The sequence below is a fragment of the uncultured Dysosmobacter sp. genome, assembly GCF_947631165.1.
Lineage (GTDB): Bacteria > Bacillota > Clostridia > Oscillospirales > Oscillospiraceae > Oscillibacter.
Window position 1 is genome coordinate 41,664 of record NZ_CANRKH010000002.1, and the last position, 19,451, is coordinate 61,114.

The 19,451-nt window shown below is 63.1% G+C and carries 19 protein-coding genes; 5 read left to right on the forward strand and 14 right to left on the reverse strand.

Features of this window, described 5'->3' with window-relative positions:
* Positions 1 to 96: 96 nt before the first annotated feature.
* Positions 97 to 633, forward strand: a complete 537-nt coding sequence (yfcE, locus tag Q0Z69_RS01390) for a phosphodiesterase (RefSeq protein WP_298029117.1) — start codon at positions 97 to 99, stop codon at positions 631 to 633.
* Between the two features lie 47 nt (positions 634 to 680).
* Here yfcE and Q0Z69_RS01395 read toward each other — a convergent pair whose 3' ends face one another.
* Both Q0Z69_RS01395 and Q0Z69_RS01400 read right to left on the reverse strand, forming a co-directional pair.
* Entirely contained in the window at positions 681 to 1,583 is a 903-nt protein-coding gene (locus Q0Z69_RS01395; protein WP_298029119.1) for a TIGR01212 family radical SAM protein, read from the reverse strand.
* A gap of 1 nt (position 1,584) precedes the next feature.
* Positions 1,585 to 1,881 (reverse strand): hypothetical protein, encoded by a 297-nt coding sequence (locus Q0Z69_RS01400; protein WP_298029121.1) that lies wholly within the window; start codon positions 1,879 to 1,881, stop codon positions 1,585 to 1,587.
* A 339-nt stretch (positions 1,882 to 2,220) separates the two neighbouring features.
* On the opposite strand from Q0Z69_RS01400, the gene Q0Z69_RS01405 reads away from it, so the two are divergent.
* Complete coding sequence (locus tag Q0Z69_RS01405) at positions 2,221 to 3,651, forward strand: FAD-dependent oxidoreductase (RefSeq protein ID WP_298029123.1); 1,431 nt, start codon at positions 2,221 to 2,223, stop codon at positions 3,649 to 3,651.
* 127 nt (positions 3,652 to 3,778) lie between these two features.
* Positions 3,779 to 4,246: a metallophosphoesterase gene (locus Q0Z69_RS01410; protein ID WP_298029125.1), complete on the forward strand. Its 468-nt coding sequence runs from the start codon at positions 3,779 to 3,781 to the stop codon at positions 4,244 to 4,246.
* A 210-nt stretch (positions 4,247 to 4,456) separates the two neighbouring features.
* Here Q0Z69_RS01410 and Q0Z69_RS01415 read toward each other — a convergent pair whose 3' ends face one another.
* The 4 genes from Q0Z69_RS01415 to Q0Z69_RS01430 all read right to left on the reverse strand — a co-directional run bounded on the left by Q0Z69_RS01415 (position 4,457) and on the right by Q0Z69_RS01430 (position 10,008).
* Entirely contained in the window at positions 4,457 to 4,738 is a 282-nt protein-coding gene (locus tag Q0Z69_RS01415) for a Dabb family protein (RefSeq protein ID WP_298029127.1), read from the reverse strand.
* Positions 4,735 to 5,940, reverse strand: coding sequence for a pyridoxal phosphate-dependent aminotransferase (locus Q0Z69_RS01420; protein ID WP_298029129.1), 1,206 nt, complete (start codon positions 5,938 to 5,940; stop codon positions 4,735 to 4,737). Before Q0Z69_RS01420 ends, Q0Z69_RS01415 begins: the two co-directional genes overlap by 4 nt.
* Positions 5,941 to 6,335: 395 nt before the next feature.
* Positions 6,336 to 8,909: a DNA translocase FtsK gene (locus Q0Z69_RS01425; protein WP_298029131.1), complete on the reverse strand. Its 2,574-nt coding sequence runs from the start codon at positions 8,907 to 8,909 to the stop codon at positions 6,336 to 6,338.
* A 268-nt stretch (positions 8,910 to 9,177) separates the two neighbouring features.
* Positions 9,178 to 10,008, reverse strand: coding sequence for an undecaprenyl-diphosphate phosphatase (locus Q0Z69_RS01430; RefSeq protein ID WP_298029133.1), 831 nt, complete (start codon positions 10,006 to 10,008; stop codon positions 9,178 to 9,180).
* A gap of 139 nt (positions 10,009 to 10,147) precedes the next feature.
* Between Q0Z69_RS01430 and Q0Z69_RS01435 the strand changes: the two genes are divergently transcribed.
* Complete coding sequence (locus tag Q0Z69_RS01435; protein ID WP_298029135.1) at positions 10,148 to 10,585, forward strand: DUF3795 domain-containing protein; 438 nt, start codon at positions 10,148 to 10,150, stop codon at positions 10,583 to 10,585.
* 75 nt (positions 10,586 to 10,660) lie between these two features.
* Here the strand turns inward: Q0Z69_RS01435 and rnc are convergent, their stop codons facing one another.
* The 5 genes from rnc to Q0Z69_RS01460 form a co-directional block, all read right to left on the reverse strand.
* A complete protein-coding gene (gene rnc / locus Q0Z69_RS01440; protein ID WP_298029138.1) occupies positions 10,661 to 11,344 on the reverse strand; it encodes a ribonuclease III in 684 nt (227 codons plus the stop codon).
* 218 nt (positions 11,345 to 11,562) lie between these two features.
* A complete protein-coding gene (acpP, locus tag Q0Z69_RS01445; protein ID WP_298029140.1) occupies positions 11,563 to 11,811 on the reverse strand; it encodes an acyl carrier protein in 249 nt (82 codons plus the stop codon).
* 73 nt (positions 11,812 to 11,884) lie between these two features.
* Entirely contained in the window at positions 11,885 to 12,919 is a 1,035-nt protein-coding gene (gene plsX, locus Q0Z69_RS01450; protein ID WP_298029143.1) for a phosphate acyltransferase PlsX, read from the reverse strand.
* An 87-nt stretch (positions 12,920 to 13,006) separates the two neighbouring features.
* Positions 13,007 to 14,314, reverse strand: coding sequence for a methylenetetrahydrofolate--tRNA-(uracil(54)-C(5))-methyltransferase (FADH(2)-oxidizing) TrmFO (trmFO, locus tag Q0Z69_RS01455; protein ID WP_298029145.1), 1,308 nt, complete (start codon positions 14,312 to 14,314; stop codon positions 13,007 to 13,009).
* Between the two features lie 40 nt (positions 14,315 to 14,354).
* On the reverse strand, positions 14,355 to 14,564 hold the full coding sequence (locus Q0Z69_RS01460; protein WP_298029147.1) for a helix-turn-helix domain-containing protein: 210 nt from the start codon (positions 14,562 to 14,564) through the stop codon (positions 14,355 to 14,357).
* A 71-nt stretch (positions 14,565 to 14,635) separates the two neighbouring features.
* Here Q0Z69_RS01460 and Q0Z69_RS01465 point away from each other — a divergent pair, with 71 nt between their 5' ends.
* Positions 14,636 to 14,884 carry a DUF6809 family protein gene (locus Q0Z69_RS01465; protein WP_298029149.1) on the forward strand — a complete coding sequence of 83 codons (249 nt, stop codon included), beginning with the start codon at positions 14,636 to 14,638 and terminating at the stop codon, positions 14,882 to 14,884.
* On the opposite strand, the gene topA is transcribed toward Q0Z69_RS01465, so the two are convergent.
* The 3 genes from topA to Q0Z69_RS01480 form a co-directional block, all read right to left on the reverse strand.
* A complete protein-coding gene (gene topA, locus Q0Z69_RS01470; protein WP_298029154.1) occupies positions 14,881 to 17,187 on the reverse strand; it encodes a type I DNA topoisomerase in 2,307 nt (768 codons plus the stop codon). The genes Q0Z69_RS01465 and topA overlap by 4 nt on opposite strands.
* A gap of 108 nt (positions 17,188 to 17,295) precedes the next feature.
* Positions 17,296 to 18,477 carry a DNA-processing protein DprA gene (gene dprA / locus Q0Z69_RS01475; protein WP_298029156.1) on the reverse strand — a complete coding sequence of 394 codons (1,182 nt, stop codon included), beginning with the start codon at positions 18,475 to 18,477 and terminating at the stop codon, positions 17,296 to 17,298.
* A 20-nt stretch (positions 18,478 to 18,497) separates the two neighbouring features.
* Positions 18,498 to 19,262 carry an RNA methyltransferase gene (locus Q0Z69_RS01480; protein WP_298029158.1) on the reverse strand — a complete coding sequence of 255 codons (765 nt, stop codon included), beginning with the start codon at positions 19,260 to 19,262 and terminating at the stop codon, positions 18,498 to 18,500.
* Positions 19,263 to 19,451 lie beyond the last annotated feature (189 nt).

A 19,451-nucleotide genomic window follows, 5' to 3' on the forward strand; every position in this document is an offset into this window, starting at 1 on the left:
ATTATATACCAGAAAACCGCCGCCCGCAAGTTTTCACATTGCATTTCTTCCAACGGCGCGGTACAATGGGGCTAATTCAACAAAGGAGCGCTGCTTATGAAACTGCTGATCGCATCCGACCTCCATGGTTCCGCCGCCTGCTGCCGCCTGCTGCTGGAGGCCTTCCGCCGGGAAGAAGCGGACCGGCTGGTCCTGCTGGGGGACCTGCTGTATCACGGCCCCCGGAATCCCCTGCCGGAGGAATACGACACCATGGCCGTCACCGGCCTGCTGAATAGTGCGGCGGACCGGCTGCTGTGCGTCCGCGGCAACTGCGACTCCGAGGTAGATCAGATGGTGCTGGCCTTTCCCATGCTGGCGGACTACGCCCTGCTGTCGGTGGACGGGACGGAGCTTTTCGCGACCCACGGCCACCTCTACGGTCCGGACGCGCCGCCGCCCATGACCGGCTATCTGCTGTGCGGCCACACCCATCTGCCGGTCCGGCGGGAAATGGGCCCCTTGACCTATCTGAATCCCGGCTCCCTGGCCCTGCCCAAGGAGGGCACGCCCCGCAGCTACATGACGCTGGAAAACGGCGTGTTCACCTGGCATGAGCTGGAGAGCGGCAGAGCCTTCACGCCGCTGGGATGACGGGCGCACAAAAACAGGAGCGGTTTTCCCGCTCCTGTTTTTTTCTGTCATGGATCCGGCAGGCCGCTGCCCTGCTCCAGATCGTCCCGGCGGAAGGCGGCGTGGATGGCATTCAGGACTCGCTTTTTGTCGCCGCTCCACAGCGGGGCCAGCAGATCCCGCTTGGCCCCGTCGCCGGTGAGGCGGTGGATCACCACCTGCCGGGGCAGGCGGCGGATACACGCTTCCAAAGCGGCGATATACGCGTCCAGCTCCATGGTCCGGACCTTCCCCGCCTGCCAGTCCGCTGCCAGATCAGTGCCCCGCAGCACATGGAGCAAGTGAAATTTGATACCATTTGCGCCGGAAGCGCCAATATATTGTGCGGTTTCCGCCATATCTGCCAGCGTCTCCCCCGGCAGGCCCAGGATCTGATGGACCACCACAGTGACGCCGGCGGCCCGCAGAGCCGCTGCCGCCCGGTCGTAGACCGGCAGGTCATAGCCCCGGCGGATATAGGCGGCAGAAGCGGGATGGATGGTCTGAAGCCCCAGCTCGACCCACACCGGCTTGCTCCGGTTCAGTTCTGCCAGCAGCGACAGGACCTCCGGTCCCAGGCAGTCGGGCCGGGTCGCGATGGAGAGCACCGCCACCTCCGGCGGAGCCATGGCGGCGGTATACAGCGCCCGCAGGCGGTCCACCGGGCCGTAGGTATTGGTAAAGGACTGGAAGTAGGCGATATACCGGGCGTTCGGTCCCGCCTTGGCGACAACCCGGGCTTTTGCGGCGGCCAGCTGGGAGGGGATATCTCCCGCCGCCGCAAAGGCCCCCGCGCCGTCGCAGAAAATGCAGCCCCGGCGTCCCAGGGTCCCATCCCGGTTGGGACAGGTGCAGCCGGAGGAGAGGGCCAGCTTATAGACCTTGCCGCCGTACTGGCTCCGCAGGTGTTCGCTGAGACTGTTCCAATACATCTCAGGTGGCCTTGGGAGCCGGATAAGGGATGCGGTAAGGCTCTGCGCCCCGCTCCGCCAGCTTTCCCCGCAGCCAGGCCCGCAGGGCCTCCACGCCCTCCTCCGTCCAGGGGAAGGTCTCCGTCTCCACATTCTGGGCCAGCTCAAAGCTGGTGTTCTCATAGACCCAGGCCTGGATGCTGCCGTCCCCCATCCAACCGGTGCGCTGGAAACGGTAGCGGAAGGTGCCAACGCTGCCGGGATACACAGACGCCTTGGTGAAAAAGCTCATATTCAGAAAATCAAAGCTGCTGTCCATCTCTTGTGCCTCTCTTTCGTACGCCGTGTCTCCACGGCCAATATCATCATAGCAAAACAGCTCCCTTCTGTCAAACCGATAGACCGGGGAAAGTTGGGCAATACTATGCGTGAAAGGATGCCATAGGCGCCTTTTCAACACGATGCTGCTGTGCAGCACTGCATGCTGTGCATACGGCTCTGTCTGCCGTTATGAAAATCCATGTCCAGTGCCGGGCAACAGTTCCGGCGGTTGAAGAGGCTGGCTTGCGCCTTTTCAATCATGTTGACCGCCCTCAGCGGACAAAGGACAGCACGCCTGGCAGGAACGGAAATCGCAGCAATGACGGAGGTTTTTTTGATGACATCTATCTGGGCAGAAACTGTGGACCTTCCATCCTTCCCCACTCTGAAGGGAAACGTGGAGACGGAGGTAGCCGTGATCGGCGGCGGATTAGCGGGCATCCTGACAGCGGACGCCCTGCGGCGGGAGGGCGTGAAAGTGCTGGTGCTGGAAGCGGACCGCTTGGGCAGCGGTCAGACCGGCGGCACCACCGCCAAGCTGACGGCCCAGCACGGTCTGAAATACCATCAGCTCATCCAGGACCTGGGCATGGCGGCCGCCGCCCAGTACGCCTGGGCCAATCTGGGCGCTGTCCGACGGCTGCGGAAGCTGGTGGAGGAGCGGCACATCTGCTGTGATCTGGAGGACTGCACATCGTTTTTATACACCACAGGCGCACCGGGACTGCTGCAGGAGGAGTTTGACGCCTGTCAGGCTTTGCAGATGGATGTGTTCCTCACGGGAGACACGGAGCTGCCCTTCGCCGTCCAGGCCCTGGGCCTGCGGGACCAGGCCCGGTTCCATCCCCTGAAGCTGCTGGCGGCTCTGGCGGAGGACCTGACCATATATGAGCACAGCCGGGTCCTGACCGTGGAGGGCCGCGACATTGCCACCGACCAGGGCCGGGTCACTGCGGAGCGGATCGTCTTTGCCTGCCACTATCCCTTTATCAACGCCCCCGGCTACTATTTTGCCCGCCAGCACCAGGAGCGAAGCTATGTGCTGGCCCTGCGGGGCGCGGCAGCGCTCCGGGACTGCTACCTGGGGATCGACGAGAACGGCCTCTCCTTCCGCTCCTGGAACGTCTATCTGCTACTGGGCGGAGGCGGACACCGCACCGGTGAGAACCGGCAGGGCGGAAAATACGATCTGCTGCGGCAGGCGGCCCGGCGGTTCTGGCCGGGCTGCCAGACTGCCGCCGCCTGGTCCGCCCAGGACTGCATCCCCATGGATGGCGTCCCCTATATCGGCCTTTACTCCGGAAGCCGCCCGGACTGGCTGGTAGCCACCGGCTTTCAAAAATGGGGGATGACCTCCTCGGTGCTGGCCTCGGAGATCCTGTGCGACTTGGCTCTGGGCCGGACGCCCATGGCGGACAGCGCGGTATTCTCTCCCCAGCGGTTCCACGCCACCGCCTCCGCCAAGCAGCTGGCGAAAGACACCGCCCATGCCGTCCGGGGGCTGGGACGGCGTGTCCTGGAGCCGGGGCGCATCCCGGCGGAGGCCCTGCCCGAGGGCCACGGCGGCGTGGTGGAGGTGGACGGTGAAAAGCTGGGCGTCTACCGGGCTGAGGACGGCCAGGTCTACGCCGTGCCGGTGAAATGTCCCCACCTGGGATGCCAGCTGGAGTGGAACCCGGATGAAAAAAGCTGGGACTGCCCCTGCCACGGCTCCCGGTTCGACTATCAGGGACGCCTGCTGGAGGGGCCGGCCCAGACGGACCTGTGACGGAGGAAGCCCCGCCGCGGACAACGGCGGGGCTTTGGCGGTTTTTTCTTGCGAAAGCAGGCAAAAGGCGGTATACTGTTCCTATCCTGCCCTCCGTGTTACAAAGGGCAATATGAGGAACGACGCTATGAAAATTCTGGTCCTTTCCGATTCCCACGGGAATCTTGCCAATATGCTGCGGGCAGTGGAAGCCGAGGCCCCCGACCTGATCGTCCACCTGGGGGACTGCTGGCGGGATGGGGAAAAACTCCACGCCCTGTTTCCCGGCACGCCCTTTGAGCAGGTGCCGGGAAACTGCGACTTCCGCCCCGCCGAGCCTGCGGAACGGCTGCTGTTCTGGGAGGACAAGCGGGTCCTGATCTGCCATGGCCACACCTACGGCGTGAAGCAGACCATGCTCAACGCCGGATACGCGGCGGAGGAGCAATCGCTGGACCTGTTCCTCTTCGGCCACACCCACCGGCCCATGGTGGACCGGCGGGGAAAGACCTGGTTCCTGAATCCCGGCAGCATCGGGGACTACGCCCGCCCCTGCTACGGCGTGGTGGTCCTGAAGGACGGCCGGCTGGACGCCCGTACAGTGCTATTGGCGTGAAAAAATGAAAAGCGCCCGGAGCGTTTCGCTCCGGGCGCTTTTTTCATACTGTTTCTTGATAAAAACTTTAAAAAGTTTTTTATTGCGGTACTTTGCTCCGCCGCGCCTGCGGCGCCAAGAAAAGTATGGACAACATCCCTGGCGGCTGCGCCGCCGGGCCGCATACGCAGCCCCAATAAAACGATCAAATCGTTTTATTAGTGATTCGTATCAAAACTCGTAGTCTACGGCCACCCGGTCCTCCCGGATGGACTTGCACAGGGCGGACACCGCCTTATGGCGGGGATCGTTTTTATAGGCATTCAACGCCTCCAGGCTCTCGAACTCGCTGACCAAAACGGCGTCGTAATTGCCCTTTCCCACATTGACGGCCACCTCAGACCGCAGCAGCTGGGGGATGACGCCCTGGAGATCCCGGAGGCTGCTGAGGAATTTGGCCTGCTCTGCCTCGGTGCCGGGGCAGAATTTCCACATGACGATATGACGGATCATACATTCTCCTTTCTGGCGTTATACGCCGCGATGCCCAGGTCCAGCAGCTCAATGGAGCGGGTCAGCTCCGCCGGGTTGGTGACATAGGCGATGCGAATCTCGCTGCGGCCCTTGCCGGGCGTTGCGTAAAAGCCCTCACCGGGGGCATACATCACGGTCTCGCCGTGATCCTCGAACTCCTCCAACAGGAAATACTGGAGCTTTTCCGTGTCATCCACCGGCAGCGTCACCATCAGGTAAAAGGCGCCCTCCGGGGAATTGAACCGTACGCCGGGGATCTTGGTCAGGCCCGCTACCACCGCGTCCCGGCGGCGCTGGTACTCCGCCCGCAAGTTTACATAATATTCAGGGGTCATGGAGCGGTACAGAGCGGCGGCGCCCACCTGGTCCAGCGTGGCGGCGCACAGGCGGCCCTGGCTGATTTTCGCGGCCTGAGCCATCAGCTCCCGGTTGCGCGTGATCATGACGCCCACGCGGGAGCCGGTGGCGGAGAAACGCTTGGACACGGAGTCCACCACCACCACGTTTTCCGCCGCATCCTCAAATTCCAGCATAGAGCTAAGCTTCTGTCCGCCGTAGACCAGCTCCCGGTACACCTCGTCGCTGATAAGGAAGAGGTCGTGCTCCCGGGCAATGTCCGCCAAGGTACGCAGCTCCTCCTCCGTCAAAACCACGCCGGTGGGGTTACCGGGGTTGGTGACCAGGATGGCCCGGGTATGCTCGTTGATCAACGGCTCGATGCGGTCCCGGCTGGCGTAGCGGTAGCCCTCATCAGGATTGGTCTCGATGGGACGGATGGCGGCGCCGGTGATGTGGACGAAGGTCTCGTAATTGGGGTAGAACGGCTCCGGGATCAGGATCTCATCTCCCTCCTCCAGGATGCAGGGGAGGACGATCTGCAGCGCCTCGCTGCCGCCGTAGGTGGCCAGGATATCGCCGCAGGTGATGGGGAAGCCCATACCGGTGTAGTAGTCCCGCACGGCCTCCAGGTAGGTCTCCACGCCGGGGGAGGGCGCGTAGGCCAGCACGGACTCGCCAAAGCTCCGCACCGCGTCGAAAAACGCCTCGGGGGTCTCGATGTCCGGCTGGCCGATATTCAAATGGTGGACCTTCCGGCCCTTGGCCTCCGCCGCCACCACATAGGGATGGAATTTGCGAATGGGCGACAGCCCGCAACGCTGGATCTTGCTGGAAAACTTCATGGTAACTGCCTCCTTGGCATTTTTTGTGATGAGCACCGCCGCAAAGGGCGAAAAAAACGCCCCTGACCAGCTGTCAGGGGCGAAAAATACTTTCCACGGTACCACCCTGATCTGCCCGAAAATGGGCATCTCCTGTCATCCGCTATCGGGGATGGGCCGTTCCGCTCCACACGGACCGCTCCAAAGTGGCTGCTCCGCGGCGTGGGCAAGGGGCTTTCACCATCCCCCCTCTCGCTTGGCGCCGTTTCGCGAAGCTGGCTTCTTCACTGCGTTCGAATATCTATTATACATGTCCCGTCCGATTTGTCAACCCCTCTATGAAAAAATCGCATAACAACTCTTTCGGAAAGATGGAAGCTTCATCACTGGAAGCGCCCCTGGGCGGGGCGCTCCTGTCAGGCCTCTTCCTCTGGGGGCGTTTCACTGCCGGGAGCGCCCATCTGCATTTCCTCCCACTGGGCGCGGGTAATGAGGAGCTGCCGGGGTTTGGACCCCTCGAAGGGCCCCACGATGCCCCGTTCCTCCATCTGGTCCACCAGACGGGCGGCCCGGGAGTAGCCCAGCTTCAAGCGCCGCTGGAGCATAGAGACAGAGGCCTGGCCGGTCTCCAGCACCACCTCTACGGCGGCAGGCAGCAGCTCGTCGCCCTCCTCGTCGGCGGCAGGCTCGGCGGGAGCGGCGCCCTTGCCGCCCTTTTCCTTCTCCTGCATGGTCTCCTCGATCTTGGCAATGACGTCGTGGTCGTACTGGGGCTCGCCGCTCTGCTTGACGAAAGACACCACCTCCTCGATCTCCTCCGGCGTGATGAAGCATCCCTGGACCCGGATCTTGGATTCGCCCAGGGGGGCGTACAGCATGTCGCCCTTGCCCACCAGCTTATCCGCGCCGGTGGTATCCAGGATGATGCGGGATTCCAGAGAGGACGCCACGGCGAAGGCGATGCGGCTGGGGATGTTGGCCTTCATCAGGCCGGTGATGACGTCTGCCGAGGGACGCTGGGTGGCGATGACCAGGTGCATCCCGGCGGCGCGGCCCATCTGGGCGACCCGGCAGATGGATTCCTCCACCTCTTTGGCGGCCACCAGCATCAGGTCGGCCAGCTCGTCGATGACCACCACCACGCTGGGCATGGTCTCCAGATCCTCCCGGCTCTTGGCCAGGCGGTTGTACTCCTCCAGCTTTTTCACGCCGCACTCGGAGAAGGTCTTATAGCGCTTCATCATCTCGAACACCGCCCACTGCAAAGCGCCGGCGGCCTTCTTTGGGTCTGTCACCACCGGGATCAGCAGATGGGGGATGCCGTTGTAGGGGGCCAGCTCCACCATCTTGGGGTCCACCATGATGAAGCGGACCTCGTCAGGCGTGGATTTGTACAGCAGGCTGATGATGAGGGAGTTGGTGCACACAGATTTACCGGAGCCTGTGGTACCGGCAATGAGGACGTGGGGCAGCTTTTCGATGTTGCCCACCACGTTCCGTCCGCCGATATCCCTGCCCACCGCAAAGGCGGTGCGGGACTTGTGCTCCGTGAACTCCCGGGACTCGATGACGTCCCGGATCAGCACCGGGGTCACCTGCTTGTTGGGCACCTCGATGCCCACCACGGAGATCTTATCCGGGATGGGCGCAATGCGGACGCCGGTGGCCCCCAGGGCCAGGGCGATATCGTCCGCCAGGTTCGTGATCTTGGAGAGCTTCACCCCCTGCTCCAGCGTGAACTCATAGCGGGTCACAGAGGGGCCGTGGACCACGTCGCCAGGGGTCGCGTCCACGCCAAAGCTGGTGAGGGTCTCCGCCAGACGGCGGGAGTTGTTCCGCAGCTCCGCCCCGGCCTCCAAGTGGTTGTTGGTCCGGCTCTCGTGGAGCAGCGTAATGGGCGGATACTGGTAGGCCGCTCCCTCTTCCGCCAGCTTCTCCTCGATCTCCGCCGTCACGGCGGCGGTCTGGGCCGCTACCTCCTTCGCCGTCTTTTCCTTCCGGACCGCGGCGGGGACCTCCACCGGGGGCGCGGGCGGCTCCGCCGGTACAGGCGCAGGCTCCGCCGGTACGGGCGCGGGCTCCACCGGTACGGGCGCGGGCTCCACCGGTACGGGCGCGGGCCTGGGCGGCATGGGCGGCTCTGGCACTGCGGGAATGGCGGGAGTCTTTTCCTTTTCGGCCAGCACCTGGTCGGGGGTCCGCTGGCCGTCCGACTTGTGGCGGAAGAAGCTGGTGAAGCGGCTCTCCTGGGGCTTGGCGGACCCCGGCGCCTTCAGCGGCTCGTCATCCAGGGGGATGTCGATCTGGGGTTTGTTCTCGGTGCGGCGCTTGGGCGGGTCCAGCGGCGTGAGACGGATGGTGGGCCGCTCCGGCTCCGGCTCTTCCTCGTACTGAGGCCTCTCCCGGTGCTTTTCGATCAGAGCGCCCACCGTCAGCCGCAGGGCGGTCATCAGCAGCACCACGAAGAGAACCGTGAACAGAATGGCTGCAGCAAAGCCGGAGATCACCGCCGCCGAGCCGATGGCCAGCGCTCCGGAAACAGCGCCGCCGGAGGTCAGCGTAACGCCGGTGGCCCACAGCCTGGGCAGAATGCCCACGCCGGACTGGAATTCCTCCTTGCACAGCGCCATGTGGAACAGCGCGCCGCACAGCACCGGCAGCAGCAGCGCGCAGGTGACCCGCAGCTGAACGGGACGGCCCCGGTGGAACAGCAGGATCAGCGCCGCCAGCAGCATGGCGGGGGCCACCTGCCAGTAGCCATAGCCGAACAGGCCCTTCAGGAGCAGGGCCAGCCAGTCGATGAGAATGGCCTTGACGCCAAAGTAGCCCACGGCCACGCACAGCGTCAGCACCAGCAGGACCACGCCGCCCACCTCCCGGCGGATGGGGCGCTTCTGGGGCTGCGTCTTTTTGGAGCGGCTGGAGCCGCTTTTGGATGTGCCGCTCTTTTTTTTCGGTGCGGCGGAATTCTTTTGTGTCGAGGAAGCCACGGTATGTACCTCCAAATGGTGATTTCTGGTGTGATCTTGGATTCTATTTTTGGATGACCGTCAGGATCAGCGTCAATGCGCCGGCAGCCCAGCAGTAGTATGCAAAGAAGCCGAACTTGATCCCCCACAAAATCCCTGATTTTGCGGGGTCCCCGCTGATTGGACTCAAACGGTCAGGCAAAGCCCGCCCGTTTCAAGGTTTTGCCTGCGGCAAAACTCTTGACGCCGCTCCCGCGGCGGACGCGCGCTGCGCGTCTGGCAAGTTCTCCTACTTTTGGATGACCGTCAGGATCAGCGTCAATGCGCCGGCAGCCCAGCAGTAGTATGCAAAGAAGCCGAACTTGCCTTTTTCAGCGATCAGCTTCAGCAGGCGGATGCAGGCGTAGCCCACCACGGCGGAGACCGCCACGCCCACCAGATAGATGGGAAATTCCGCCCAGTTGATCCCGGCTTCCACGGCATCCTTCAAGCTGAGGATGTTGGCCCCCAGGATGGCAGGGATAGACATCAGGAAGGAATAGCGGACGGCAAATTTCCGGTCAAAGCCCACGAAGCAGCCGGCGGTGATGGTGGTGCCGGAGCGGGAGATGCCAGGGCAGGTGGCCACGGCCTGGGCCGCACCCACCAGCAGGACATCCAGCAGAGAGGCATTCCTCTCTTTCTTGCGGCCCTTCCGGACCCGGTCGCTGGCAAACAGCAGACAGCCTGTGACCAGCAGAGCCGCCGCCACAAAATACATATTGTCTCCCAGGCCCGCCACCAGATCCTTCACGGGCAGCACCGCGAACAGGGGCAGGGTGCCAACGACGATCAGCAGGATCAGCCGCCTGGCCGGCGGCACCGGCGTGGGGGTCGTATGGTGAACCAGGTCGCTTACGCCGAGGAAAAACTCCACGACCATGTCCCGGATATCTGTCCAATAGGCCGCGAATACCGCCGCCAGGGTCCCCAGATGCAGCAGCACATCAAAAAACTCCGGAACATCCGCCGAAATGTTCAGCAAGTGCTCTGCGATAGCCAGATGGCCGGAGCTGGACACCGGCAGAAATTCTGTGACGCCCTGGATCACGCCCAGAAGTATGGATGACAGCAGCGACAAATCGTTCCCCCCTCATTTCAAATCTGCATATGATGATAGTATAGCACAGGCGCGGCGTAAATTCCAGTCATATTTATGCTGTTGCCTTCACCGTTCCGATGTGATAGACTGGCAGCATCAACAAACGGAGATGCTGTGTATGACGACAACGTACTGCGGCCTGGACTGCTGCGGGGCGTGCGCCGTGAAGGGCCAGTGCGGCGGGTGCATCCAGACCGGCGGCCGCCCCTTCGGCGGGACATGCGCCGCCGCCGAAAGTGTGAAGCGGGGCGGTCCCGGCGCCCTGGCCGCTCTGAAGGAGAAGCTGCTGGGCGTCTGCAATAGCTTGGACATTCCAGGGCTGACCGTCAGTGAGCTTGTTCCGCTGATTGGATTTTATGTCAACTTAGAATACCCCCTTGCCAACGGACAGCATGTCAAGCTGCTGGCGGATGAAAATGTCTATCTGGGCGCGCAGATCCAGATCCCGGAGCGCGGCCGGTTCTATGGAGTCATCGCCGGCGAGCGCTTTCTGCTGGTCAGCGAGTACGGGCCGCAGGGGGCCGGCCCGGAGATCGTCCTGTACAAGCGGCTTTGACGGCGGACATGCCGTTCTCCACTCCAAATAACGGAAAAGCGGGGACCACCATGGTGGTCCCCGCTTTCCGTACATTTACGCTTGCTCCAGCGCAGACAGCGCCGTGCGGGCGGCAGCCTGCTCGGCTTCCTTTTTGCTGTGACCGCTGCCAACGCCCAACGGCTCGCCGTTCAGCAGCACCTCCGCCTGGAAGGTCTTGGCGTGATCTGGTCCCGCCTCGCCCACCATGCGGTAGACCAGGACCTGATCCGCCTGACGCTGCACCAGCTCCTGGAGGGCGGTCTTGTAGTCCCGCCGGCGCTCTTCCACCACTTCCTCCCGCTCGGCGTCCAGCAGGACGCGGTGGATCAGCGCCGACGCGGCGGCAATGCCGCCGTCCAGATACACCGCGGCGAACACCGCCTCGGTGGCGTCGGCCAGAATGGAGATGCGCTCCCGGCCGCCGCCGGCCTCTTCGCCCCGGCCCAGCATCAGATAACGGCCCAGGTCCAGCTTGCGGGCCACCTCATACAGGCTCTGCTCGCACACCAGCGCCGCCCGGATGCGGGTCAGGTCGCCCTCCGGCAGATCCGGGTGCTGGGCAAACAGGAATTCCGCCGTCACAAAGCCCAATACGGAATCTCCCAGAAACTCCAGCCGCTCATTGCTGTTCAGGTGAGCGGCCCGGTGCTCGTTGGCGTAGGAGCTGTGGCTCAGCGCCTCCCGCAGCAGGGCAGGGTCCCGGAAGGTGTAATTCAGTTTTCTCTCCAGTTCCTGCATCGTACCCTCTCCGTTCCAAGGGAACTTCTGATGAAATCGGGATGTGTGGACCGGCAGGCAGATTTTTTGCCTGACAAGAAAGAAAAGCGCAGAAATCCTGATGGATTTCAAGCTTTTCTGACGCAGCCAGACGGAAAAGCTGCCGCCAAGACGTGCGCCACGATTTCATCAGGGATTCCCAAGAAGAAGCCCCGCGGACGGCGGGGCGCTTCTTCCTCTCACTTTTGCAGCTTTCCGGCGATGTAGTTCACGGCGTCGCCCACGGTCTTGAGGGTAGGCAGCTCTTCCTCCTGGATCTCGCCCACCTCGAACTCCTCTTCCATGGCCATGACCAGTTCCACCAGGTCCACGGAATCGGCGCCCAGATCCTCTTCAAAGGCCGTGTCCATGGTCACCTCAGCAGGCTCCATGGCAAATTGCTCCGCCACCAATTCTCTCATTGTCTGAAAAATATCTTCCACTGACATTGCTGTTTTCACCTCTCATGGAATCTTGTTGAGGCAATCATACGGCATGGGATACCCCGGTGTCAAGGGGAAATCAAATATTTTCCACAGAACGCTCCACTTTCATCAGCGCGACGTCCCGTTCCACATCCGCGATGAAGCCGCTCTCGGCGTATTCCTTTGCCCGCAGCACCGCGTTGCAGATGGCCCGGGCGTCGGAGGAGCCGTGGGCTTTGATGACGGGCTTGGAAATGCCCAGGAAGGCGGTGCCGCCGATCTCGCTGGGGTCCAGCAGCTTTTTCATATCCGCCAGATCGCCCTTCACCAGGCCCGCCGCCAGCTTGGTCTTTGTGCTGGAGAGGAACATTTTCTTCAGTTCCTTCAGCAAAAACTTGCCGGTGCCCTCCAGGCTCTTCAGCATGATGTTGCCGGTGAAGCCGTCCGCCACGATGACGTCTGCGCCGCCCAGCATGGCGTCGTTGGCCTCGATGTTGCCAACAAAGCAGATGCGGCCCGCGTCCCCCGCTTCCTTCAGCAGGGCGTAGGCCCCGTGGCGCAGCTCGTCGCCCTTCTCCTCCTCGGCGCCGATGTTCAGCAGGGCGACCCGGGGCTTTTCCACGCCGCAGACCTTTTGGGCGTAGTAGCTGCCCAGGTAGGCGAATTGCAGCAGATACTCCGGCGTGCAGGCGGCGTTGGCGCCGCAGTCGCAAAGGATCGCTTTGCCGCCTGCTGTGGGGATCACAGGACCCATGGCGGCCCGGCGGATGCCCCGGATGCGCTTCACCACCAGGGTCGCGCCCGCCAGCAGCGCACCGGTGGAACCGGCGGAGACGAAGGCGTCCCCCTCTCCCGCCTTCAGCAGGTTCAGGCCCACTGTCAGGGAGGAATCCTTTTTCACCTTGAAGGCAGTGGCGGGATCGTCGGCGATCTCCACCACCTGGCTGGCGTCCCGGATCTCCACGCCGGTGGGCAGAGTCTTTTCACCGCAGGCCTCCAAGGCCCGCAGAATGTCTGCCATGCGGCCCACCAGGATGATATCCACTCTGTGGAGCCTGTGGGCCTCCAACGCCCCTTGTACAGCGGCCATAGGGGCATTGTCGCCGCCCATGGCATCTATGATGATCTTCATGCCAGCACCTCCTGCTGTAAATTTTTATGCCGCCCGGCGACGGCTGCCCGGTGTCTCTGCTCCGCAAGATGCTCGCGGGCAGACGGGTCATTCCAAAACAGTCTGCTTCAGCGCCTCAATGATCGCCAAAGACCTTTGGGAAAGCTCGGCGTTTTTTAAACGCTTGCCTTTGACCCGGTGGTCCAGCGGCGGGATGATGCCAAAGTTGATGTTCATGGGCTGGAACTGGGTTATGGACGGGTTGGAGACATACAGCCCCAGGGCGCCGATGGCCGTTTCCCGGGGAAAATCCACAGGCGGCCTGCCCAACAACCGGCGGGCCGTCTCCACACCCACCAGAAAGCCGCTGGCGGCGGACTCCACATAGCCCTCCACGCCGGTCATCTGCCCGGCGAAGGAGATGCGGGGCTGGGACTTCAGGCGGTAATAGCGGTCCAGCAGCCGCGGAGAGTCCAAAAATGTATTGCGGTGCATCACACCGTAGCGGAGAAACTCCGCGCTGTGGAGGGCGGGGATCATGGAGAACACCCGCCGCTGCTCCGGAAATTTCAAATGGGTCTGGAACCCCACCAGGTTATAGACGCTGCCGTCGGCATTGTCACGCCGGAGCTGCACCACGGCGTAGGGCCACCGGCCGGTGCGGGGATCGTCCAGCCCCCGGGATTTCAGAGGGCCGTACAATAGCGTGTCGTGGCCCCGGCGGGCCATGACCTCCACCGGCATGCAGCCCTCGAACACCTTGCTGTCCTCAAAGCCGTGGACCTCCGCCTCCTGGGCGGTGGTCAGCGCCTGCCAGAAGGCGTCGTACTCCGCCTCGTTCATAGGGCAGTTGACATAATCCGCCGTTCCCTTGCCGTAGCGGGAGCCGAACCAGGCCAGGTCCATGTCCACGCTGTCGGCGGACACCAGGGGCGCCGCCGCGTCATAGAAGTGCAGGGCGGTGTCCTGTCCCAGCAGCTCTCCCAGCTTGTCCGCCAGGGCGTCGGAGGTCAGGGGGCCGGAGGCCACCACCACCTCCCCGCCGGGAAGCTCCGTCACCTCTCCGGGGACCACGGTGATATTGGGATGGCTCCTGATCCGCTCCGTCACCATGGCGGCAAAGCCGTGACGGTCCACCGCCAGGGCGCCGCCGGCCTCCACCCGGGTCGCGTCGGCGCAGGCGAGGATCAGGGAACCCAGACGGCGCAGCTCCTCCTTCAGCAGGCCCACGGCGTTCTCCAGCTGGTCGCTGCGGAGGGAGTTGGAGCAGCAAAGCTCCGCGAAATACGCCGTCGTGTGGGCGGGCGTCGTTTTCTCCGGCTTCATCTCCCGGAGGGTCACAGGGATGCCCCGCTGCGCCAGCTGCCAGGCGCACTCGCTGCCGGCAAGGCCCGCGCCGATGACTGTTACATTCATAGATTTTTCCTTCTGTTTTGAATTTTGCAGAAAACAGCTCTTATCGCTGATCCGAGCGTCCCAGCAAGTAATCGGTGGTCACGTTGAAATAATCCGCCAATTTTATAAGTCCAGGTACATCGGGGCAATGCACTGCGGATTCATAGTACAAGTAGGCTCTTTGCGAAATTCCCAAATATGCAGCCATCTCTTTGGATGAGCGCCTATCTGCTTTTCGCAATTCTTTTAACCGATTTGCAAAAATCTCCATAATGCCCCCTTGGCTTTGAATTTCAAATTCACTATAATTGAATTGAAAATTCAATTGCGGGCGGTGTATTTATGACTGAACTCATGAAAACTCTTTACAACTATACGCTGGATTACCGCTTTTCAGCTTACCTGAACACCGAAGCCTATCGCTACACAGGTCTTCTGCTTCCCAAGTATCTGGAAAGGCTGCGCCGGGAATTGCCAGACGATCTTCGGCAGACCTTGGACAAATACTGTGACACCGAAAGTGAGCGGCGCAATTTAGAACTGGAAGCGATGTTCCAATCTGCTTTCGCCACGGCGGCGGAACTGCGTTAATCCGCCTTCTTGGCGGAAGCCTTCTTCGCAGCAGCTGTCCTCTTGGCTGTAGAAGCGCTCTTCTTGACTGCTGAGGTCTTTTTCGCCGCTGGCTTTTTTACGGCGGTTTTCGCCGCCGGCTTTTGGGGCTCCTCCCCGGCGGGCTCCTGGTCCCCGGCGGCAGGCCTTCTGGGATAGCCCCGTTTGTCCTCCGGCAGGAAGTTGGAGCAGGCCTCATTGATGCAGAAGGGCTTTTTGAAGCCCTTGCCCGCCTTTTTGAACATGGTGTGGCCGCAGACCGGGCAGTCGTCCTTCACCGGCACATCCCAGGTCATGAAATCGCATTTCGCTGCCTCGTCCCGGCTGTTCATATGCTCGCAGCAGTAGTAGGTGTACTGCTTGCCGGTCTTTTTGCTGGTGCCGGTGCGCTTCATCAGGCGGCCGCCGCACTTGGGGCAGCGGCCCGGCATCTCCACCACCAGGGGCATGGTGAAGGAGCAGTCCGGGTAGCCGGGGCAGGCCAGGAAGCGCCCGAACCGGCCGGACTTTACCACCAGGTTCCGGCCACACTCGGGGCAGATCTCCTCAGACACCTCGTCCGGGACCTTGATGCGGGTCACATCCTGCTCCGCCTGCTTCAGATTCTTGTCAAAGTCGCCGTAGAAGTCCCGCAGAACACCCTTCCAGGGGGTCGTCCCCTCCTCTACGGAGTCCAGCTCCCGCTCCATATTCGCGGTGAATTTCACGTCGGCAATGTCGGCGAATTTGTCCTTCATCAGCTCCGTCACCACACGGCCCAGGTTGGTGATCCGCAGATACTTGCCCTCCTTGATGACATACTCCCGGTCCAGGATGGTGGACACGGTGGGGGCGTAGGTGGAGGGGCGGCCGATGCCCTGCTCCTCCATGGCGCGGATCAACGTCGCGTCGGTATAGTGGGCGGGGGGCTGGGTGAAGTGCTGGTCCTTGGAAAAGTTCTTCAGCGTCAGGACCTCTCCCTCCCGCAGCGCAGGCAGGGGGGAATCCTTTTCCTCCTTCTCCTCGTCCTTCCCCTCCTCATACACGGCGGTGTAGCCGGAGAATTTCAGGCTGGAGGAGCTGGCCCGGAAGCTGTGGCCGTTGGACTCCACCTCCACCGCCACGCTGTCATACACGGCGTTGGCCATCTGACAAGCCACGAACCGGCTCCACACCAGGCGGTACAGCCGGTACTGCTCGCCGGTCAGATCCTTCTTCACCATCTCCGGCGTCAGCTCTACGTTACTGGGGCGGATAGCCTCGTGGCCGTCCTGGGCGTTGGACTTGGTCTTGTAGCGGTGAGGCTGGGCGGGGTAATACGCCGCGCCGTAGCGGCCCACGATAAAGCTCCTGGCAGCGGCAATAGCCTCCTCGCTGAGGCGCAGGGAGTCGGTACGCATATAGGTGATCAGGCCCACGGAGCCTTCGCCCTCAATGTCCACGCCCTCATAGAGCTGCTGGGCAATGGCCATGGTGCGGCGGGGGGTCATGGAGAGCTTGCGGGAGGCCTCCTGCTGCATGGTGGAGGTGGTGAAGGGCGGCGAGGGGCTGCGCTGCTTGTCGGTCCGCTTCACGCTCTTGACGGTGAACGCCTGGTCCTCTGTCTCCCGGACCACGGCGTTCACTTCCGCCTCGCTCTTCAGCTCCGCCTTTTTGCCGTTTTTCCCGTGATAGCGGGCGGCGAAGGGCTGCTTTTTCACATCGCTCCCCAGCAGGTTGGCGTCCAGAGTCCAGTACTCCTCCGGCTGGAAGGCCTCGATCTCCCGGTCCCGGTCGTCCACCATACGGGTCGCCACCGACTGGACCCGTCCGGCGGACAGGCCCCGGCGGACCTTCTTCCACAGCAGGGGGCTGAGCTGATAACCCACCAGGCGGTCCAGGACCCGGCGGGCCTGCTGGGCGTCCACCAAGTCCTGGTCAATGTCCCGGGGGGCCTGGATGCTCTCCTGCACCACTTTTTTGGTGATCTCGTTGAAGGTCACCCGGCGGGTCTTTTCATCCGGCAGCTTCAGCAGGTGCTTCAAATGCCAGGAGATGGCCTCCCCCTCCCGATCCGGGTCGGTGGCGAGATAGACCATGTCCGCCGCTTTAGCGGACTTTTTCAGATCGCTGATGATGTCCTCTTTTCCCTTGATGGGCTTGTACTCCGGCTCGAAGTCCCGGTCGATGTCCACGCCCAGGGTGCTTTTGGGCAGATCCCGCAGATGGCCCATGCAGGCCTTGACCTCAAAGTCCCTGCCCAGATATTTGCCGATGGTTTTGGCCTTCGCGGGAGACTCCACGATGACCAGGCTGTGCTTTGCCATAGTTACCTCCAAGCGCCCGGCTGGGGCGCAGATCTTGTAAATTAAACAGCGCGGAATGACGGAAAAGTACCCGGCCAAGCGGTGTTGAACGCTTGTGGATACGGGGCCTCATTCTGTCAGCGTGACGGCGCGGGTATAGCGCTTGCCGCTGTGCTGTGTCACATACCGGTCCAGCTCCAGCATCGTCAAAGCCGACAGGACCCGGCGGGTCGGGATCTCCGTCCGCTCGATCAGGTCGTCCACCAGAGCCGGGACCTCGCTGTCAAGCACCCGCAGCAGGGCGATCTGATCGTCAGTCAGCCCCGCCTTGGCCAGGGACAGCGACGGCGGCACCGGCTTGGCCTCCGCCGCCTGCCGGGCCTGATAGCCCAGGACTTTGGGGACCTCTCTGACCCGGTCCAGCCGCAGTTTGCCGGGGAACCGCTCCGCGAAATGCTCCAAAATGTCGAACGCGTCCATGGTCAGGCCCGCGCCGTCCTGGATCAGGCGGTTGCAGCCCACGCTGGCAGGAGCGTCGATGGGACCGGGAACGGCGAATACCTCCTTGCCCTGCTCCACGGCGGTCTCCGCCGTGATGAGGGCGCCGCTGCTCTCCGGGGCCTCCACCACCAGCACGGCGGCGGCCAGTCCCGCCAGGATGCGGTTCCGCACGGGGAAATGGCGGCCCAGGGCGCGGGTCCCCGGCGGATATTCCGACAGCAGCACGCCGGAAGCGGCCACGTCGTCATAGAGATAGCGGCTCTCATAGGGATATTTTACGTCCAGGCCGTTGCCCAGGACCCCCACGGTGACGCCTCCGGCCCGCAGTGCGCCCCGAAGGCCCGCCGCGTCGATGCCCCTGGCCAGTCCGCTGACCACCACCGCGCCGCCGGAGGCCAGGCCATAGCCCAGCTTTTCCGCACAGACCTCGCCGTAGGGCGTGCAGTTCCGGGTCCCCACCACGGCCACCGCCGCCGCCTCGTCAAAGGCGGGCAGACGCCCCTGCACATACAGCAGGCAGGGCGGGTCATAGATGTTCCGCAGGCGGCCGGGGTATTCGGCATCCTGTAAGGTCAACAGCCGGAAACCCAGCCGTTGGCAGTCCGCCAGGATCCTGTCGGCTCCCTCCAGGCTGTGGTCCTCCAGCAGGGCCGCCTGGTCCCGGGTCATGCCCTCCGCCAGAAGGATCTCGCCGGAGTCGGCGTAAAACACGTCCTCCGGCGTGCCGAAATGGCGCAGAAGGGCCAGCTTGCTCTGATTGGTCAGGCCCCGCAGCTCCGTCAGCCACAGCCAGTATTTCAGCGCGGACATGGCCCTCCCCCTCTCTTTGTTCAGTCGTTCCGGGCCGCTTCCCACAGCAGCACGGCAGCGGCCACCGCCGCGTTCAGGGACTCGCAGCGCTCCCGCATGGGGATCCGCACCGTCTCCCGGCAGGCCGCCAGCAGTTCCGCAGACAGGCCCTGTCCCTCGCTGCCGATGGCGATGGCGCAGCGGCTGTAATCCACGTCACGGGCGTCACGGGTGTCAGCCCGGAGGGCCGCGCCGTACAGCGGCAGACCGCTGGCCGCCAGCAGGCCGGGCAGCGCCTCCGCGCCGCAGGCCCACGCCGGGCAGCGGAACACTGCCCCCATGGTGGCCCGGACCGTCTTGGGATTGTACAGGTCGGCGCAGGCGTTCACCAGCAGCACGCCGTCAGCCCCAAAGGCGTCGGCGGTGCGGAGGACGGTGCCCACGTTCCCCGGGTCCTGGACACCGTCCAGGACCAGATACCGCTTTCCTGCCAGCCGCTCCGGCAGCGAACGGTCCGGCAGGCCGCAGACCGTCAGAACGCCCTGGGGCGTTTGGGCCGGGGAAACGGACTTCATCACATCGGCAGGCACCTGGACCAACCGCGTCCCCGCCGGGACCTGCGGCAGGGCGGCTCCCTCCGTGCAGACCACGGTATGGACGCCGCCGTCATAAAGCAGGGCCTCCCGCAGCAGCTTGGGGCTGTCGCAGAGAAATTCGCCGCACTGGCGGCGGTAGGCCCCGGAGGAAGCCAGCTTACGGAGATGGGTGCACAGCGGGTTGCTCCGGCTGGTGATCCGCTCCGCCATAACGCGGCCTCCTTTCGTCAGGCAGGGCTGTCCCTGCCGTTTCACATCATATAGAGTATATATTATCACAAATGCCCGGGATTTTTCAACATCTCTTTTCCTCCAGCGAAAGCGGTTCCCATAAAGGAGCAGGACGCCGCTCCAGAAAAACGGGGCGGTCCATCCAAACCATGGTCAGCCATGCCGTCC

Bases quoted from the DNA above. Each gene is read 5' to 3' on its own strand.
- yfcE (WP_298029117.1), top strand. From the start codon at position 97: ATGAAACTGCTGATCGCATCCGACCTCCATGGTTCCGCCGCCTGCTGC.
- Q0Z69_RS01395 (WP_298029119.1), bottom strand. From the start codon at position 1,583: ATGTATTGGAACAGTCTCAGCGAACACCTGCGGAGCCAGTACGGCGGC.
- Q0Z69_RS01400 (WP_298029121.1), bottom strand. From the start codon at position 1,881: ATGGACAGCAGCTTTGATTTTCTGAATATGAGCTTTTTCACCAAGGCG.
- Q0Z69_RS01405 (WP_298029123.1), top strand. From the start codon at position 2,221: ATGACATCTATCTGGGCAGAAACTGTGGACCTTCCATCCTTCCCCACT.
- Q0Z69_RS01410 (WP_298029125.1), top strand. From the start codon at position 3,779: ATGAAAATTCTGGTCCTTTCCGATTCCCACGGGAATCTTGCCAATATG.
- Q0Z69_RS01415 (WP_298029127.1), bottom strand. From the start codon at position 4,738: ATGATCCGTCATATCGTCATGTGGAAATTCTGCCCCGGCACCGAGGCA.
- Q0Z69_RS01420 (WP_298029129.1), bottom strand. From the start codon at position 5,940: ATGAAGTTTTCCAGCAAGATCCAGCGTTGCGGGCTGTCGCCCATTCGC.
- Q0Z69_RS01435 (WP_298029135.1), top strand. From the start codon at position 10,148: ATGACGACAACGTACTGCGGCCTGGACTGCTGCGGGGCGTGCGCCGTG.
- rnc (WP_298029138.1), bottom strand. From the start codon at position 11,344: ATGCAGGAACTGGAGAGAAAACTGAATTACACCTTCCGGGACCCTGCC.
- acpP (WP_298029140.1), bottom strand. From the start codon at position 11,811: ATGTCAGTGGAAGATATTTTTCAGACAATGAGAGAATTGGTGGCGGAG.
- plsX (WP_298029143.1), bottom strand. From the start codon at position 12,919: ATGAAGATCATCATAGATGCCATGGGCGGCGACAATGCCCCTATGGCC.
- trmFO (WP_298029145.1), bottom strand. From the start codon at position 14,314: ATGAATGTAACAGTCATCGGCGCGGGCCTTGCCGGCAGCGAGTGCGCC.
- Q0Z69_RS01460 (WP_298029147.1), bottom strand. From the start codon at position 14,564: ATGGAGATTTTTGCAAATCGGTTAAAAGAATTGCGAAAAGCAGATAGG.
- Q0Z69_RS01465 (WP_298029149.1), top strand. From the start codon at position 14,636: ATGACTGAACTCATGAAAACTCTTTACAACTATACGCTGGATTACCGC.
- topA (WP_298029154.1), bottom strand. From the start codon at position 17,187: ATGGCAAAGCACAGCCTGGTCATCGTGGAGTCTCCCGCGAAGGCCAAA.
- dprA (WP_298029156.1), bottom strand. From the start codon at position 18,477: ATGTCCGCGCTGAAATACTGGCTGTGGCTGACGGAGCTGCGGGGCCTG.
- Q0Z69_RS01480 (WP_298029158.1), bottom strand. From the start codon at position 19,262: ATGGCGGAGCGGATCACCAGCCGGAGCAACCCGCTGTGCACCCATCTC.